The sequence below is a fragment of the Lelliottia wanjuensis genome, from assembly GCF_030238365.1.
GTDB classification, from domain to species: Bacteria; Pseudomonadota; Gammaproteobacteria; order Enterobacterales; family Enterobacteriaceae; genus Enterobacter; species Enterobacter wanjuensis.
On sequence record NZ_JASSOT010000079.1, the window covers coordinates 72,015 to 88,952 of the forward strand.

Genomic DNA, 16,938 nt, shown 5'->3' on the forward strand with positions numbered 1-16,938 from the left:
CCATGAAACGCGTCGTCACCGGTCCTCTCAAAACCATCGGCCATTATCGCGCGCAGCTTGGTGAAACCCCGGTCTGGTGCGCCCGCAGCCAGTCGCTGCTGTGGGTGGATATCCTTGCTCAGCGCCTGCTGCGCTACTGGCCGGGAGAGAATGCAAGAACCCAGATCCACGCCATGCCGCCTTTTACCAGCGCGGTGCTGCTGACGACGCAGGAAGAGACATTTTTGACCGTCAGCCAGAGCGGGATCGGGTTGTACGACTACGCCCAGTCGCGCTTCACCCCACTTTGCGATTACCCGGCTGATGCCATAGGTACGCGCCCAAACGAAGCCGCCATTGCCCCGGACGGGGCACTGTGGTTCAGCACCATGGATCCGGCGGCCGAAAAGGCCATCGGCAGCTGGTATCGCTTTGCTTCTGGCGATAACGCCCCGCAACGCCTGCTCGGCAACCAACTGGTGCCCAACACTCTGCAGTGGCATGGCGACAAAATCTGGTTCGCCGACTCCCTGCTGCACCGTTTTTACTGCGCACAGATGGCTCAGTCAGAAATTTTGGAACTGACGGCACACAGCGTGGACGGCATTCCGGACGGATCTGCGCTTACCGCAATGGGTCAGCTGATCAACGCCCGCTGGGGACAGTCGCGCCTGGTGCGGTATCAACTCTGCGAGACGAACCTTGAGGAGCTGGACAGCCTGGCGCTCCCCGTCATGCAGCCGAGCAGCTGTACCTTCGGCGGCCCGGATCTTAATGAGCTGTACATCACCTCAGCCCGCGACGGGATTGAGCGACCGAATGAAACGGAGGGTGCGCTGTTAAGCATCTCCACCACGTTAACCGGACTGCCAGCCGGTCTTTTTCAGCTTTAAAAAAACGAAAACAATCAAGGTGTCATTATGAACACAGCATTGAACCCTACAAAAACTAACCGGCAAACGCTGCTTGTTTGCTTTCTTGCCGCCCTCGCAGGCCTGCTGTTTGGCCTCGATATGGGGGTGATTGCCGGGGCTTTACCCTTTATTGCCAATGAATTTGGCCTCAGCAGCCATCACCAGGAAATTGTGGTCAGCGTGATGATGTTCGGTGCCGCACTCGGCGCCCTGTGCAGCGGGCCGATGTCCTCCAGCCTTGGTCGCCGTAAAAGCCTGCTGCTCGGTGCCATCCTGTTCGTGATCGGCTCCGTGGGCTGCGCCTTTGCAGACAGCATGGCGGTGCTCTCCGTGTTCCGCTTTGTGCTCGGTCTGGCGGTGGGCGTGGCGTCCTTTACGGCTCCGCTTTACCTGTCTGAAATCGCGCCGGAACGTATTCGCGGCAGCATGATTTCCCTCTATCAGCTGATGATTACCATCGGCATTCTCGCCGCCTTCCTGTCCGACACCGCCCTGAGCGCTGGCGGCCACTGGCGCTGGATGCTCGGGGTGATCACCTTCCCGGCCATCGTGCTGTTCCTTGGCGTGCTCACCCTGCCGGAGAGCCCGCGCTGGCTGGCGATGAAAGATCGCCACGCTCTGGCGGGCAAAGTCCTGAAGCTGCTGCGTAACTCCGATAAAGAAGCCCAGTACGAGCTGGATCAGATCCGTGAAAGCGTGAAGATGAAACAGCGCGGCTGGCAGCTGTTCCGCCACAACCCGCACTTCCGTCGCTCCACCTACATGGGTGTGCTGCTGCAGTTTATGCAGCAGTTCACCGGCATGACGGTGATCATGTACTACGCGCCAAAAATCTTCGAAATCGCCGGTTTCTCCACCACCCGCGAGCAGATGTGGGGCACGGTGATCGCCGGTCTGACTAACGTGCTGGCAACCTTTATCGCCATCGGCCTGGTCGACAGATGGGGACGTAAACCGATCCTCAAGCTGGGCTTCGCCGGGATGGCGGTGTGCATGGGCATTCTCGGCTACATGTTCCACAGCGGCATCACCAATCCGACCGAGCAGTACACCGCCGTGATCGTGCTGCTGATCTTTATTACCGGTTTTGCGATGAGCGCGGGCCCGCTGATCTGGGTGCTGTGCTCGGAGATCCAGCCGCTGGCCGGACGCGACTTTGGCGTCACCTGCTCCACGATGGCGAACTGGATCGCCAACATGATTATCGGCGCAACCTTCCTGACGCTGATCGACACCATCGGCAGCCCAAACACCTTCTGGCTGTACGGCGTGCTGAACGTGGCGTGCATCGTACTGACCATCCTGTTTGTGCCTGAAACCAAAAACATTTCGCTGGAAAACATCGAACGCAACCTGATGAACGGCGAAGCGCTGCGCAATATCGGACAGACAAAACACCACGCCTCGGCTGGCCAGAGTATCACGGCCAAATAAAAACGAAGGCGGCCTGCCACGTTGCAAGGCCGCCGCATCCTGGAGAGTCGTCATGAACAAGAGTCTTGCAAAAGAGTCGTCAGGAAAGGCCGCCGAATCGCAGGTTTACGCGAAGATCACGCGCCGTCTGATCCCCTTTTTGATCCTCTGCTATTTCTTCGCCTACCTGGATCGCGTCAACGTCGGGTTCGCCAAGCTGCATATGCAGGATGCGCTGAACTTCAGCGACACCGTCTACGGCCTGGGCGCGGGCATTTTCTTCATCGGCTACTTCCTGTTTGAGATGCCGAGCAACCTGCTGATGCAGCGCTTCGGGCCACGCTTCTGGATCGCCCGCATCATGGCGACCTGGGCGGTGCTGTCGGCGGCGATGATCTTCATCACCACCCCCACGCAGTTTTACGTGGTGCGCTTTTTACTCGGCGTGGCGGAAGCGGGCTTTTTCCCTGGCATCGTGTTCTATCTCACGCTGTGGTTCCCGTCCTGGCGCTCCGCCCGCACCCTGGGGCTATTTATCCTGGTGACGCCGCTCTCGACCATTATCGGCAGCCCGCTTTCCGGCCTGATCCTCAAACTGTTCGAAGGCGTCGACGGGCTGCATAACTGGCAGTGGCTATTCCTGGTCGAAGCGATCCCGTCATTCCTGCTGGCCTTCGTGGTGCTGCGCTATCTGGATAACGACGTGAAGTCCGCCAGATGGCTGACCGAGGCAGAAAAACAGGTGGTGGTGGACGATCTGGCGAAAGATGCCGCCAACCGCGAACGCGCTAACCAGGGCAAGGTCGACAGCACCCTGAAAGGGATGCTCAGCAACGGCTACGTCTGGCTGCTGGCGCTGGTCTTTTTCAGCTTCAACATTGGCTATTACGGGATCAACTTCTGGCTGCCGTCGATCATCAAAAGCTCCGGCGTGAGCGATGATTTCCACATCGGCCTGCTCGCCGCCCTGCCGTACGTCTTTGGTGCGTGCTTTATGGTGTGGAACAGCCGTCACTCGGATCTGAAACAGGAGCGCCGCTGGCACATTGCCATTCCGGCGATGATCGGCTGCATCGGCCTTGCGCTCAGCGCGTATTGCAGCGGGTCGACCTTCTGGATGATGGCGTGGATCTGCCTGGCGATGTCCGGCACCCTGGCGTTAATCCCTACTTACATCAGCCTGCCCGGCGCGCTGCTTTCCGGCACCGCCGCGGCGGCAGGTATCGCCTTCGTCAACTCCGTGGGCAACCTCGCCGGTTTCTTTGGCCCGACGGTGCTGGGCTGGCTGAAAGATGCCACCGGGCGCACCGACACCGGTTTGTACATTCTTGCCGGATTCCTGTTGCTGTGCGCTCCGCTGATCCTGACGCTGCCCGCCCGTCTGGCAAACCCGAAAAAAGTGATCCCTGAACCCGAACAGAGCGATGTGCAGTCTGAATCTGCGCATCACATCAGTCGTTAACGTAGAAAGAGATAAAGCATATGAGTGGATGTGGAGGATGTGCCAGCTGTGGCACGCATTTCAACCCAATCCTTGAAGGTGATGACGGCGCGCTGAAACGTGCGCTGTACAAATCGATGGGCCATACGGACGAACAACTGCGCCGCCCGGTGATTGCCGTGGTGAACAGCTATACCAATGCCACGGCGGGCCACGCCAATCTGAATGAACTGACGGCGAAAGTGCTGGAAGGCATTGAAGAGGCGGGCGGCGTCGGCATGGTGTTCGGCACCATCGCCCCGTGCGATGGCATCGCCGAGGGCCACCTCGGTATGCGCTATATTCTCGCCGCGCGCGAGGTGATTACCGCCTCCATCGAAGTGATGATGCGCGCCCACCGCTTCGATGGGATGGTGCTTCTCGGCTCGTGCGACAAAATCGTTCCGGCGATGCTGATGGCGGCGGCGCGCCTCGATATTCCGGCCATTATGGTCAACGGCGGCCCGATGTACCCCGCGGAATACAAAGGCAAACACTGGGACGGCAACATCGTTACCGAAGCGATTGGCTGGAAAAAACGCGGTGAAATCAGCGAAGAAGAGTTCGCCCATATCGAGAACATCGCCGAGCCTGGCCCTGGCTCTTGCACCATGTACGGCACGGCGAATACCATGTGCTGCATCGGCGAAGTGCTCGGCATGAGCCTGCCGGGCAGCAGCACGCTGCCTGCGGTGTCTCAGGAGCGCCGCGACTGCGCAACCGAGACGGGCCGCCAGGCGGTGAAACTGGTGCAAAACGGCGTTAACGCTCGCCAAATCATCACCCCGGAATCGATCCGCAACGCGATGGTTTACCTGCTGGCGACCGGCGGTTCCACCAACGCGATCCTTCATTTGCAGGCGATCCATTACGAAGCCGAACTCGGCCATCTGCCGCTCTCCGCCTTCGACGAAATGAGCCACCACGTGCCGCTGGTCGCCTCGCTCTATCCGGCTTCGGAACACGACATGATCGACTTCTGGGAAGCGGGCGGCGTGCAGGCGGTGGAGAAAGAGATCAGCTCCCTGATGGATCTCAACGCCCTGACGGTGGCCGGAAAAACCAAAGGCGAACTGCTGGCGCAGGCCAAACGCAGCAGCCGTCCGGAGGTTGTCCACACCCTGGCGATCCCGGTGCGTAACGAGGCGGGCGTGGCGGTGCTGCACGGCAACCTGTCGCCACTTGGCTGCGTGGTGAAACCGGCGGCGGTACCGGAAAACCTGATGGTGTTCCGCGGCCCGGCGGTGGTGTTCAACAGCGAACAGGAGTCCGTCGAAGCCATTATGTCCGGGGAAATTCAGCCGGGCAGCGTGCTGGTGCTGCGCTACGAAGGGCCGAAAGGCGGGCCAGGTATGCCGGAAATGTACAAACCGATGAAATCCCTTGAGGGCATGGGCCTCTCGGACAGCTGCGCGCTGATCACCGACGGACGTTTCTCCGGCTCCAACCGTGGCCTGTTCGTCGGCCATATCTCCCCGGAAGCGGTGGACGGCGGCGAGCTGGGCTTAGTGGAAAATGGCGACGAGATCTCAATTGATATCCCAACCCGCACCCTGACGCTGCACGTAGCAGAAGAGGTGCTCGCCACCCGCCGCGAAAGCTGGAAACCGGTCAACAAAGAGGTGCCGCGCGGCTTCCTGCGTCTCTATCGCCGCTGGGCGTTGCCTGCTGCGCAAGGCGCGGTGCTGGCAGACCGGGAGGACGACTGATGACCCACTACACCGCGCAGCACATTGCTGGCGTTAACCCAATTGTCGCCATGCCCTTCACCGCCCACGGTGACGTGGATGAGAAAAGCATGGTCCGCCTGCTGGAGCACCTCGCCACCAGCGGCGCTCAGGGCACCACGCTGTTTGGCATCGCCAGCGAATTTCCTAAGCTCAACGATCACGAACGGGACCGACTGGCGCAGCTGTTTGTCTCCACCCTCGCGGGGAGCCCGCTGTATCGGGCGATGTCGGTCACGGACCACAGCACGGAACAGGCGGTAAAACGCGCCCGCGACTACGCAAAACTCGGCGTCGATGCCCTGATGCTGCTTCCGCCGTTCTTCCTGAGCCCGAGCCCGCAGGCGATTCAGGAACATATTTTTGCCGTCCTCGAAGCGGTGGATATCCCGGTGATGGTCCAGTACGCGCCGGGCGAAACCGGCCTGCCGATCACCCCTGAACAGATGGCGGCGATCGCGGCCCGGTATCCCCATGCGGTGTTTAAAATCGAGTGCAATCCGCCGGTCGACTACACCCGCGAGTTTCTGGCGAAAGCCCCGCAGGCCAGCGTGCTGAACGGTTATGCCGGGCTGTACATGCTGCAAATGCTGGCCGCAGGCGGCAAAGGCGTGATGCCGGGCTGCTCGTTCACAGAAGTCTATGTGCGCATCTATCGCCACTGGCTGAACGACGAAATTCAGCAGGCCGAAGCGCTGCACCAGAGCCTGCTGCCGTACATCCAGCGCTGGATGAGCCACTGCGAATACATCATCCAGGTGGAAAAAACCATCCTCACGCGTCGGGGCATTATCGCCAGCGATTACTGTCGTCGTCCGGGATGGAAACTCACGCCGGAAGACGAGCAGCTCATTCACCAGTTTATTCACCAATTCCAGCTATGATCATAGGGCTGCGGCCAGCCCGCAGCCTGCAATGAGGTTCAACATGACCACGAAAACAACACCCCGTATTGTCATTGTCACCGGCACCAGCCAGGGTATCGGCCAGGCCATTGCGCAGACTTTTTTAGATAACGGCGATATCGTTATTGGCTGCGCCTTCTCCGCTCTGGAAAAAGCGCCCGCCGCGCAGCAAATGCTGAGCGACTATCCGGATCGCTATTTCTATTATTCCGTGGATGTCACACGTACGGAGGCTATTCAGCAGTTTGTCGACAGCGCAGAAAAACTGTTCGGCAGAATCGATGTTGTGGTGTCGAATGCGGGGAAAAATGTCTTTAAAGGCATCGACTGCGAAGAGAGCGACTGGGAGCATAATTTCAGTCTGAATTTGCGCTCGCACTGGTATCTGGCGAAATGCGCCCGCCCGGCGCTGCGCAAAAGCCAGGGGACGATCATTATCATCACCTCAAACCATGCGTTTTCGACCATGCCGGGCTGCGCGCCGTATAACATCAGCAAACGCGCCCTGCTTTCCCTGGTGCAGAGCCTGACGATTGAATGGGGCCCGGAGATCCGCACCGTCGGCATCGCCCCCGGCTTTATTGATACTCTCGGCAACCAGGCGTGGTTTGATTCCCACCCCGACGCGCAAATCGCCCGCGACCGCACCATCAAAAAACACCCCGTCGGGCGCATCGGTCGCCCGGATGAAGTCGGCGAATTATGCCTGTTCCTCGCCAGCGATAAGGCGGGCTTTATTGCGGGGACCACCATCGTGATGGACGGTGGCCGCAGCGCCATAATGCAGGATGAAGAAGATCTTTAAGATGTTCTGCTAACAGGCTGGCACGCCCTGTGCCAGCCATTGTGGCCAGATGGCGGCCCAGTCAGAGCCATGGCTCATCCCGCTTACCACAGCCGTGCGAGTACAGTTTCCGCCAACCGCCTGTACAAAACGGCGGGCGACGTCCGGGGGAACGGTTTTGTCGGCCTCGCCGCTGAGATGAAGCTGCGGTATATGACGCAGCGCCTGAGCGCGATCGATGGCATTGATCGCACCGGGCATGGCGCTCACCTGATGCAGCGCATTCACATAAGCGACATCCAGATTCCCCGCCACCGTGCGTAGCGAGCGCACGTCCGTTCTCCGTTCAGCCAGCAGCGCCGCGATATTTCCACCGCCCGAATATCCCGTTAAATCAAGCTGAACGCCTGGGTAGCGCGCCACAAACCGATCGAGCGCCTCGTTCATTGACTCCAGTACGACGGGTGAAAAACGATCCTCCGTCCACCAGCGCGCGCTGCACTCAGCGGGCAACGGCGGCCCGGCAAACTGGCAGGGTCGGGCGAGATACAGCACGCTGGCGTGCGCATCGGCAGCGGCCAGCGTCAGTCCGACCGGGTTGTGGGGCGTTGGATCGTCCGAAGGCCGCGTGCGGCTTTGCCAGGCAAACCCATCTCCTTCGATGTAGACGTGTAATGACCTGACCGGCGGGGTCATTCGGCTCCAGCTGGCAATCAGAAAGTCGTTTGTCTGCACATTCTCTCTGGTAAGACCTGCCTGTTGCGCAATCTGGCTCGCCGTATTGCGCGGTTCTACCGCAGCACAGCCTGTAAATAAAAAAGATAAGCTAATCAATAAGACTGCGAAGAATATATTCTCTTTAACCCACATATCCGGGAATCACTTAAGTAAAATTAAAAACAACACTATTTCTACGGGATAATTCCACCCAGAAATAATTAAGCAAAGCTTATTGTTTTTTGCAACAAATTGTATATTCTGCGCCCGAACAATATCGGATTAATCCGAAGTTTATTTATCTGCAATTTTTACAACAATCGCAACTTTGTGACGGCACACCATGAGAAAAAAATATCTAAGCCAGCTGATCTCTTTGCTGGTGGCTTCAACGGCGGCGCAGGGGCTGCTGACGACACACTCCATCGCTTCATCGGACGTTATCATTGATGCACCGATAACTGAATTCAGCAACACCGGAATCATTGAAAACCTCGATCCCTTCCGTACGGGCAGCATTGTGACAGTCACCCCCACCGGGGTCGTGGATAGTTTTATTAACCACGGCACCATCCAGAATATGCCGAATAATATATTTCTCGGTTCGAACAATACTGGCGCAGTGGGGAATAACGGTCACATCCTTAATCTGTTCAATACCAGCACAGGAACAATCACGGGCTATCGCGGGATTAATAACGCGGGCACCATTGATTATTTAACCAATGATGGCGTTATTACCGCCGCCAATAATAATATGATGCCGATGCCGGGACAAAATGGGGCCATTTACAACCAGGGTCTCATTGGCACGCTGCACAATACCGGAACGCTTCAAACCGGCACCCTCAATTTTTTCGGCAGCGCAGGGGTGGTGAACTGGGGAACGATCAATTCTGTTATTAACGATGGTTTAATTAGCGGCAGCGCGGACGGTATTACCAACCACGGCAGCATCGGCACTATCGAAAATAACAGCCGCATCGCCGGGATTAATAATGGCATTAACGCTAACAGCTCCAGCGGAAATTCCATCGCAGAGATCGTTAACAACGGTGAAATCACCGGCGGTTTGTACGGAATTTATCTCACAAGCTACAGCGATCAAAATCCCGCCACGCTGATTACTAACAACGGTACGCTGAGCGGGGGAAGCACCGCCCTGTATGTATTTACCTATACCAATTCCAGCGCGGACGTCACGCTCACCAACAGCGGTACGGTTAAGGGGGATATTTTCTCCCAAAGCTCAACGCCGTTAACCATTAATGGCGGCACAAATACCACAGGGACGCTGACCGGTCAGAATGGCATTGGTCAGATCACCAGCCAGAGCTCAGAGGTGATTTTTGGTACGGGTTCCCTGCTGCTGAACGATAACGTGAATGCCGCAACGGTACAGAACAATGGCGCAGCGCTGCAGGTGAACGGCGACATTTCGATTGTCGGGGATTATCACCAGAAAGCCGCCGCTACGCTTATCTCTGGTATCTCCGATCTGGCCACGCAAAACGGTTTTTTAACCGCCGACACCGGATATGGACGCCTGAACGTCATCGGCAATGCCACGGTTGACGCGGGTTCCAGCGTTAACCTGCTGCGCACCGGTGCCACCTATCAGTTCGCTGAAGGCCAGCGTTATGTAGTGATCACTGCCACAGGCGCGGGGACGGAGTACAACGCGGATAAGCTGAACTATCAGGCGATTGGCTATCACGGCGCGGTGAATGGCTCAGTCTACGAGGACGGCGCGAATAGGGCGCTGGTGTTAACCGTTGGCGCGGAGCCAGTAGTGGTTCCACCGGTTGTGACGCCTCCGGTTGTCACACCGCCAGTGGTGACTCCACCTGTGGTAACGCCTCCGGTTGTGACACCGCCTGTTGTCACTCCACCTGTGGTGACGCCTCCGGTTGTGACACCGCCCGTTGTCACTCCACCTGTCGTTACACCGCCGGTGGTGACACCGCCCGTTGTCACTCCACCTGTCGTTACACCGCCGGTTGTGACGCCGCCGACTCAGCCAACGCCGAAACCTGCGCTGGCGACCATCCCAGGCGCCACCGCGGCACTCGGCGGTCTGGCGAGCTACACCGGCATCTCTTCTCCACAGCTGCTGGATCTGTACAACGCCTCACTGGCGATTAAAGGCAAAGATGAAGCCAACCGCGCGGGCGAGAAACTCTCTCCGGGTCAGAATCTCAACACCAGCTCAGCGGCTGCGGTAGCCACCTCCACCGCACAGGCTGTGGTCGGGGCGCACATTGATGCGGTACGCAATCCACACACCTCCGGCACCAGCGGCGTGGCGACCGGGGATGACTACGCCAGCAACTGGATCGTATGGGGTCAGCCGTTCGGCGGCTATGCGCGTCAGGACAGCACCGCTGAAATAAGCGGCTATACGGCGAAATTTGGCGGCCTGATCATGGGCGCTGACCGCTCGCTCGGCGACGACTGGCGTCTGGGCGCTGCCGTGAACTACAGCAACACCTCCGTTCACGGAAAAGGCAACCTGAGCGGTAACACCTCCACCGCAGATAACTACGGCATCATCGGTTATGCCGGTTACACAGGCTCGCCATGGTATCTGAACCTCTCAGCGGGTGTGAACCGCCAGAACTACAGCTCCGTTCGCCGCGCGGACTTCACCGGCTTCTCCGGCGCGGCCCAGGGCAAGTTCAACGGTCAATCAGTCACCCTGCAAACGGAGTTCGGCTATCCGGTCAAACTGCCAGCCGACGTGGTGATCACGCCGCTCGCCAGCCTGACCTATGGTTATCAACACGTTGATGACTATAAGGAAACCGGCGGCAACGGCATGGCGCTGGACGTGAGCAGCACGCATTCCCAGTCGGTCGTGAGCGACATCGGAGCCCGCGTCGAGAGAACCTTTGCGACGGGTCTCGGCAACCTGACGCCTTTCGCGCAGGTCTCCTGGATTCATCAGTACGATAACCGCCAGGTGAGCAGCCATGCGACCTATGCCGCCGACGCCGTGGGTGAAACTAGCTTTATCACCAAAGGCGCGTCGCCAGTGGAGGATATGGCGGGTGTTGCAGTCGGCAGCACGCTGTACGACGCGAACGATCTGAGCCTGGACGCGCGCTACGATCTGCAGGCGGGAGATCGCTATCAGGCGCACACCTTCAGTCTGCGACTGCGGAAGATGTTCTGATTGATGTGAAGGCTGCTGACCGCTGGACGCGTTCAAAAGCCCTTTGAAAAAGCAGTGGAATCGTTCCGTTCACTTTGGTTTCTCTGCTTCCTGTCCATTTCTCTGCGGTGAACGTGTTAAGGGGCCGCCGCCCCCTTAACAATCTCGGCTCCCGGCCAGGAAAATCGCCGCTTCGCGGTACCTTCGTCTTATTCCTTCCGGCTGACGGGGACGGGCGCAGGTAACATCCCTGTAAGTCGCGCCCTCGACGCACATCCCTGTGCGTCGCCCCTACCTCCAGTCAACGCCTCAGCGATTTTCAGCCGGACTCCCGCTCCCTCAACCTTCACAGCTGCCTGCATGTGGCACCGGTTTGGGTCCCCGCAGAAATCGGCGAACCGGAGGCCGGATGACAAGGGCTGGACGCCATGGATGGCGGCCAGAGGCGAAACGAGACAGGATGTCGAGTCGAGCCGACCGCAGGCAGCAGGCCGGGAGGTGAGCGCAGTGCGAAGCACCGATTTCATGGCGGGGCGCGGGGATTGACAAGGGGGCCGCGTAGCCCCCTTGTCACGTTCACAGGTGATACAGGTTTAATATTCTGCTGAACATAAGGTGAACGGAACACCCTCTAATGCCAGATAGAATCATCAAGGCAGTGGGATCGCCACCCACTTCCACCCCAGCCCCACCGTGGCGACCACAATGGTGAAGATCGCCGCCAGATGCAGCGCAAAATCCAGCGGATGCACTTCGACCGGATGACAGAACGACAGCAAAGTTAGCGCCATGCAGGCCACGCCCGCCCCGGCAGTGGCGAGACTTTGCAGAGGATGCAGACTGCGGGTGCGCCGCAAATAACCGATCGCCAGCAGCATCATCGGCGCGCTGACGGTCATCATAAAGACGTAGCAATTCACCTCATCCCGGTGATGCGTCAGGGATGTCTGCCCGAGATTCGCCAGCACGCAGCCCAGCCACAGAACCAGCAGCGGCATAAACCCTTTCCAGCTAAGCGGGCGACGGCCCGGAATGCTGAGTAAAAACGCGTTACGGATCGCCAGAACGCCCATCACAAACGTCAGTCCCAGTTGAAGCAGGGCCAAAAATGCTCCGGAATGCGCCCAGTCCGTCGCCACGCGCTGTAACAGCAAACTGCTCAGCCACCCGCTCGGGAGCGCCATCAGGGTCCACGCCAGCGCACGCCAGCCGTCGGGCCAGGGGCGTTTGACGGGCAGCGCCTGCTGGCTCAGTTTTTCAATTAACAGCTCATGATCGGTCATGGTTCGCTCCCATCCGGCGAAGAGAGGTGATGGCCCTGTGCAGCAGGGATTTCACCGCCGGGATCGTCAAATTATGTCGGCTTGCGGCCTGCGCAAGGGTCATTTCCTGCAGGTGAATATGCTCCACGATTTCCCGCTGGCGCGCGGGCAGTCTGTCGAGGATCAGCTTCAGCTCCTCCTGAACGTCCTGATGTTCCGCACTCTCCGTGGCTGCGACGTCCACCAGCGCCGCTTCCGTATCCGTCTCGCGGCGCAATGTCCGCCCGCGATGGCGCAAGGCATCGACCGTGCGGGCCTGGGTAATCGCCATCAGCCATGGCAAAAAGGGACAGGCCGGATCGTAGGTATGGCGCACCCGATGCACCGTCAACAGCACATCCTGGATGACATCTTCCACCAGCACCGTGTCGGATACCTGTCGGCGCACGAGGGTGCGAATCGCCGGGACAATTGCCCGCAACAGCTGGGTATAGGCGTGACGATCCCCGGCCTGCGCTTTGGTCATCAGCTCAGGCCAGGCCTCGCGCGGGGCAAACCCGTTATCCATATTCCGCCATGACGGTTACCTCATGCTTTTTTGTCAGCCGCCTGATTCAGGGCGTTGACCACAATCGACGGCGTCAGCACCTGCGGGAGCACCTTCGGTGCGCTTCCGTCCGCCGGATAGACCACGTACAGCGGCAATCCGCCCTGCCCGAAGGCGTTCATCGCATCATCAATATCGGCGTTAAATTTGGTGGAATCCGCCACCATATAAACCGCGCCGGTGCGCGCCATCGCCTCTTTCACCGCCTGCGTCGAGAGCGAAGTACGATCGTTCACCTGACAGGTGATGCACCATGACGCGGTGAAATTCACAAAGATGGCTTTGCCGTGACCGCGCATCGCTTCCACGCTCTGCGGCGACCACTTCACCGGCGCGACGTTTTCCGCCACCAGGGTAGCGGGCTGTGCCGATCCGGTATTGATTGCCTTAGGCAACGGCGCAATCGCCACGACAAAAAACGCCACCGTGAACGCCAGCAGCACTCGATAAGACTTTCCGAGATAGCGTCGGCGTTGGGCGATGCCATACAGCCAGGCGGCAAAACTCACCACCACAGCGCTCGCCAGCATCACCGCCAGCGCCGTAGTCCCGGCCTGCTGCGCCAGGACCCACACCAGCCAGGCAAAAGCGCCCAGCATCGGGAAGGCCAGTCCGCGTTTCAGCACGTCCATCCACGCGCCGGGGCGCGGCAGTCGACGAGCTATCGCCGGGAACAGCGAGACGAGGGTAAAGGGCGCAGCAAAACCGAGCGCCAGAGCAAAGAAAATCGCCAGCGAAACCGCAGGCGGCTGGACCAGCGCGTAGCCTACCGCCCCCGCCATAAACGGCGCGGAGCACGGCGTGGCAACGATAATGGCCAGCGCGCCCGTCAGGGCCGAGCGGACAAACGCCCCGCGCCCGACGGAGATCTCCCCGGCTCGCTGGAGCGACAGCCCGACTTCAAACACCCCAAGCAGGTTGAGCGCGGCCCCAAGAATAATCAGCGCCAGCACGGCGATCACCAGCGGAGACTGAAGCTGGAAGCCCCATCCGACAGCCGTTCCCCCGGCGCGCAATGCCAGCAGCAGTGCCGCCAGCGCCATCATGGTAAAGATGACGCCGAGCAGAAACCCGAATCCTTCAGTCCGTGCGCTGGCGGTGTCGCCCTGATGGCGCATGATCCCCAGCGCTTTCAGGGAGATCACCGGAAAGACGCAGGGCATGAAATTCAGGATCACGCCGCCCAGAAAGGCGGCAAAAATGGCGGTTAACATAGCGAACCTCGAAGGCGAAAGTCGGCGTTAATTACGAGTGCGATTTCGCATAAAGCTTGACGGCATCCATCGTTTTCTGGATGTGCGCATCCGGGTTGCGGTCCGTGTAGCTGAGCAGGATTTTGCCGTCCGGCGCGATCACAAACGAGGTGCGATCCGAGAGCGTTTTACCGTTCACCTTCATCAGGGTTTCATACTCGGTCGCCACTTTGGCACCGGGATCGGCAGCCACGGCAAACTTATCGCGGCACTCGAGTTTCGAAAACTCATCCACCTGATCGACATTCCCGGCGGTCACCCCCACCACCGTCGCGCCCAGTTTTTTGAAATCATCCGTCGCTTCCGCAAACGCGTGGGCCTCCAGCGTGCAACCTTTGGTAAACGCCGCCGGGAAGAAATAGAGCACCACCGGCCCTTTTTGCAGCGCCTGCTGTAACGTAAAGGTCAGCGGTTTACCGCCCAGCGCGCCCTGCAGGGTAAAGTCTGGCGCTTTGGCTCCGGCTTCGAGCGCGGCCTGGGTGTTCATGGAAAAGAGTGAAAGCGTCAGTACGGCGGCGGCGGACAAGGTTTTCAAAGTTTTCATGGTCAACTCCATCGGGGAAAAGTGGGCTATCTGAATAATAGTTCGTTAGCCCGCGAACAAAAGTTTCGCCCGCCCATAAAAAAACATCCGCAAGGCTCACTTGCGGATGTTCAGTTGCAGCCTCAACGCGGTGAACGCGCTAGTTGTCTTTCACCACGATCAGCGGCTCGATGTCGCTCTCTTTCTTAATCACCAGCGAATCATCCCCGCGCAGACAGGTGCCGCCGTAGTTGCCGCCGACGGTAAAGGTGCAGACCTGAATGTACTTCCCGTCCACTTTTGGCAGACACCACAGCTGCTGGTAGATATTTTTGCGATCGACAAATTTGCCGCTGGATTTGTCCAGCAGCTCTTCTTCGGCACTGATCAGATCGATATTGCTGCCGCAGCGACCGGCAATAGGTTTCACCGCGTAGCCGGTTTGGGTCAGCAGTTCGTTGACTTCAAAGTCGGTATCCAGCAGATAGCGATGGTTTGGGAACAGCTGCCACAGCACCGGCAGAATCGCTTTGTTGCCAGGAATCACCGTCCAGAGCGGTTCAAATACCAGTACTTCCGGGCGCAGCAGGACGTCAATTAAACGCACTTCGTTCTGCGGATGGCCGGTGCGGATCGGCACCGCGGCGTATTCGGTTTCGCTGACTTCACGCACCTGCTCGATGGCCGTTTCCCACGCCCAGGTTTTCCACACGCAGTTCACCGGGCGACCTTCGTCATCGATGAGCTGTCCTGCTTTATCCCAGCTTAGCGCCTCAAGCCCGTGCAGGATTTTGGTCTCAAAACCGGCCTGCATCAGGGAGCGCTGGATAAAGAGCGCGTGATAATCCTCTTCGATATCATTGTCTTGCATGATGTGTACGAACGGACGCGCGTTGCTGTGCTTCCACGCACCGGTCAGCTCTTCAAGCAGGCCTTCCGCCGGGTTGTGCCCGGTTCCGCGATAGCCGTTTTTCACCCACTCTTCGAGGATCAGGCCCCCTTCCGTATGGCAGGAGGCGGAATCGGCGTTGTATTCGTACACTTTCAGCCCGCGCTCATCCATACAAAAATCCATACGACCGGTGATCATATGGTGACGACGCCACTGCCAGGAGAGGCGCAGGCGCGGCCAGAGGATTTTCGGGATGTCGAAAAGCGCGAGCAAGTTGTCGTCTTTCAGCACCTTATCCGTGGCGTGAAGATACATCAGATGCAGTTCGTTGGTGGCCTTGATCAGCTCCTGCTCGGCGCTTTCGGTGATGGTGAAATACTGGCAGGGATCTTTGTTGATCACATGGCCGTTGGCGCGAACATAGGCCTGCTGGAGGGCATCGTTTTCGTTGAGCCATTTGCCGTCGAACTGGCGTTTGTTGGGCAGACGCGCGCCGCTGATTTTCAGCTGTTCGCCACCAATTTCCGGCTGCGGCAGGCTGTGTTCGGTGTCGTCAGTCTGGATCATCCAGCCCAGAATGGTGGTATCCGTAAAGGTATCGTGCAGGGTGTAGCAGCCGTTTTCGACCGACAGGCGCAGCTCGCGCGTCCACTGCTGGCCGACCGGCAGCGGCGAATGGAGCACGTTCTGCTCGGCGATGCGGACTTTATCGCCCATCAGCTGAGTGATAACCGCCACGTGGCCGGTCTCATGAAACTCACCGCCCTTTTGCCAGATCAGCAGCGACCCGGCTTTTGGCGCGCGTTGTGAACCGTTGGCAAAGGCCTGCAGCGGTAAAATGGTGTCGTTGACCACGGCGCGCAGGAAGCGCAGGGAGAAGATCTCCCACGCCATGCCGACGTCGGTAAAGACCATGCCGTAGTTGAGGAACAGGAAGCGGCGCGCGAACTCGACGCACTGCCATTTGTGGCCCATGTATTCGTTGCCGATATAGCTACGAAACTCCGCGTCTTCGGGGTAGTTGCGCGGATCAAGGCTGCTGTAATTCGAGGAGTAAATTGCCACGCCACCCGGCGCATAACCTAACAACGTCCCAAACGGAGCGTCACTGCTTAACTTTCCATTATTTCGCATGAATCCAACCTAAAAAGGCAGGCGGCAAGAGGATGACGGTTGTCGTCTGCGCGTTGACAGAAGTGGAATTATCATACACCTGGGAAAGCGCCGTGGTACAGAGTAGGCCCTGGCCATTGTAGGCCGGGCAAGCGTTAGCGCCGCCCGGCTTTCAGGCCGCAACGCCGCTTTTGCCGGGTGGCGGCTGCGCCTTA

At 58.8% G+C, this 16,938-nt stretch carries 12 protein-coding genes and 1 pseudogene; 7 read left to right on the top strand and 6 right to left on the bottom strand.

What is annotated here, in order from left to right; translation table 11 throughout:
- Positions 1-2: 2 nt before the first annotated feature.
- The 6 genes and pseudogenes from QQF33_RS24340 to QQF33_RS24365 all read left to right on the top strand — a co-directional run bounded on the left by QQF33_RS24340 (position 3) and on the right by QQF33_RS24365 (position 7,223).
- Entirely contained in the window at positions 3-872 is an 870-nt protein-coding gene (locus QQF33_RS24340) for an SMP-30/gluconolactonase/LRE family protein (RefSeq protein WP_285158761.1), read from the top strand.
- A 15-nt stretch (positions 873-887) separates the two neighbouring features.
- Positions 888-2,327: pseudogene (locus QQF33_RS24345) on the top strand (sugar porter family MFS transporter); the annotation flags it as partial.
- A 52-nt stretch (positions 2,328-2,379) separates the two neighbouring features.
- Positions 2,380-3,768 carry an MFS transporter gene (locus QQF33_RS24350; RefSeq protein WP_285158762.1) on the top strand — a complete coding sequence of 463 codons (1,389 nt, stop codon included), beginning with the start codon at positions 2,380-2,382 and terminating at the stop codon, positions 3,766-3,768.
- A gap of 20 nt (positions 3,769-3,788) precedes the next feature.
- Positions 3,789-5,495, top strand: coding sequence for a dihydroxy-acid dehydratase (ilvD, locus tag QQF33_RS24355; RefSeq protein ID WP_282494348.1), 1,707 nt, complete (start codon positions 3,789-3,791; stop codon positions 5,493-5,495).
- A complete protein-coding gene (locus QQF33_RS24360) occupies positions 5,495-6,397 on the top strand; it encodes a dihydrodipicolinate synthase family protein (RefSeq protein WP_282494347.1) in 903 nt (300 codons plus the stop codon). The genes ilvD and QQF33_RS24360 overlap by 1 nt, the downstream gene beginning before the upstream one ends.
- A gap of 43 nt (positions 6,398-6,440) precedes the next feature.
- Positions 6,441-7,223 (top strand): SDR family NAD(P)-dependent oxidoreductase, encoded by a 783-nt coding sequence (locus QQF33_RS24365; RefSeq protein WP_285158763.1) that lies wholly within the window; start codon positions 6,441-6,443, stop codon positions 7,221-7,223.
- Positions 7,224-7,232: 9 nt separating this feature from the next.
- Here the strand turns inward: QQF33_RS24365 and QQF33_RS24370 are convergent, their stop codons facing one another.
- Positions 7,233-8,072 carry an alpha/beta fold hydrolase gene (locus QQF33_RS24370; protein ID WP_285148310.1) on the bottom strand — a complete coding sequence of 280 codons (840 nt, stop codon included), beginning with the start codon at positions 8,070-8,072 and terminating at the stop codon, positions 7,233-7,235.
- Between the two features lie 190 nt (positions 8,073-8,262).
- Here QQF33_RS24370 and QQF33_RS24375 point away from each other — a divergent pair, with 190 nt between their 5' ends.
- Positions 8,263-11,094 carry an autotransporter family protein gene (locus QQF33_RS24375; protein WP_285148308.1) on the top strand — a complete coding sequence of 944 codons (2,832 nt, stop codon included), beginning with the start codon at positions 8,263-8,265 and terminating at the stop codon, positions 11,092-11,094.
- Positions 11,095-11,723: 629 nt separating this feature from the next.
- Here QQF33_RS24375 and QQF33_RS24380 read toward each other — a convergent pair.
- From QQF33_RS24380 to gss, 5 genes are all read right to left on the bottom strand, one after another.
- Entirely contained in the window at positions 11,724-12,356 is a 633-nt protein-coding gene (locus QQF33_RS24380) for a DUF1109 domain-containing protein (RefSeq protein ID WP_285148306.1), read from the bottom strand.
- Positions 12,343-12,903: a sigma-70 family RNA polymerase sigma factor gene (locus tag QQF33_RS24385; protein WP_285148305.1), complete on the bottom strand. Its 561-nt coding sequence runs from the start codon at positions 12,901-12,903 to the stop codon at positions 12,343-12,345. The genes QQF33_RS24380 and QQF33_RS24385 overlap by 14 nt, the downstream gene beginning before the upstream one ends.
- 20 nt (positions 12,904-12,923) lie before the next feature.
- The gene (locus tag QQF33_RS24390; RefSeq protein WP_285158764.1) at positions 12,924-14,156 is read right to left on the bottom strand and encodes a protein-disulfide reductase DsbD family protein; all 1,233 of its coding nucleotides are present in this window, start codon (positions 14,154-14,156) and stop codon (positions 12,924-12,926) included.
- A 31-nt stretch (positions 14,157-14,187) separates the two neighbouring features.
- Positions 14,188-14,739, bottom strand: coding sequence for a peroxiredoxin (locus QQF33_RS24395; protein WP_390888254.1), 552 nt, complete (start codon positions 14,737-14,739; stop codon positions 14,188-14,190).
- Positions 14,740-14,878: 139 nt separating this feature from the next.
- Positions 14,879-16,744: a bifunctional glutathionylspermidine amidase/synthase gene (gene gss, locus QQF33_RS24400; protein ID WP_285158765.1), complete on the bottom strand. Its 1,866-nt coding sequence runs from the start codon at positions 16,742-16,744 to the stop codon at positions 14,879-14,881.
- Between the last annotated feature and the right edge of the window lie 194 nt (positions 16,745-16,938).

What these genes read in the sequence shown, in the direction of transcription:
- QQF33_RS24340 (WP_285158761.1), top strand. Translation starts at nt 3, where the DNA reads ATGAAACGCGTCGTCACCGGTCCTCTCAAAACCATCGGCCATTATCGC.
- QQF33_RS24350 (WP_285158762.1), top strand. Translation starts at nt 2,380, where the DNA reads ATGAACAAGAGTCTTGCAAAAGAGTCGTCAGGAAAGGCCGCCGAATCG.
- ilvD (WP_282494348.1), top strand. Translation starts at nt 3,789, where the DNA reads ATGAGTGGATGTGGAGGATGTGCCAGCTGTGGCACGCATTTCAACCCA.
- QQF33_RS24360 (WP_282494347.1), top strand. Translation starts at nt 5,495, where the DNA reads ATGACCCACTACACCGCGCAGCACATTGCTGGCGTTAACCCAATTGTC.
- QQF33_RS24365 (WP_285158763.1), top strand. Translation starts at nt 6,441, where the DNA reads ATGACCACGAAAACAACACCCCGTATTGTCATTGTCACCGGCACCAGC.
- QQF33_RS24370 (WP_285148310.1), bottom strand. Translation starts at nt 8,072, where the DNA reads ATGTGGGTTAAAGAGAATATATTCTTCGCAGTCTTATTGATTAGCTTA.
- QQF33_RS24375 (WP_285148308.1), top strand. Translation starts at nt 8,263, where the DNA reads ATGAGAAAAAAATATCTAAGCCAGCTGATCTCTTTGCTGGTGGCTTCA.
- QQF33_RS24380 (WP_285148306.1), bottom strand. Translation starts at nt 12,356, where the DNA reads ATGACCGATCATGAGCTGTTAATTGAAAAACTGAGCCAGCAGGCGCTG.
- QQF33_RS24385 (WP_285148305.1), bottom strand. Translation starts at nt 12,903, where the DNA reads ATGGATAACGGGTTTGCCCCGCGCGAGGCCTGGCCTGAGCTGATGACC.
- QQF33_RS24390 (WP_285158764.1), bottom strand. Translation starts at nt 14,156, where the DNA reads ATGTTAACCGCCATTTTTGCCGCCTTTCTGGGCGGCGTGATCCTGAAT.
- QQF33_RS24395 (WP_390888254.1), bottom strand. Translation starts at nt 14,739, where the DNA reads ATGAAAACTTTGAAAACCTTGTCCGCCGCCGCCGTACTGACGCTTTCA.
- gss (WP_285158765.1), bottom strand. Translation starts at nt 16,744, where the DNA reads ATGCGAAATAATGGAAAGTTAAGCAGTGACGCTCCGTTTGGGACGTTG.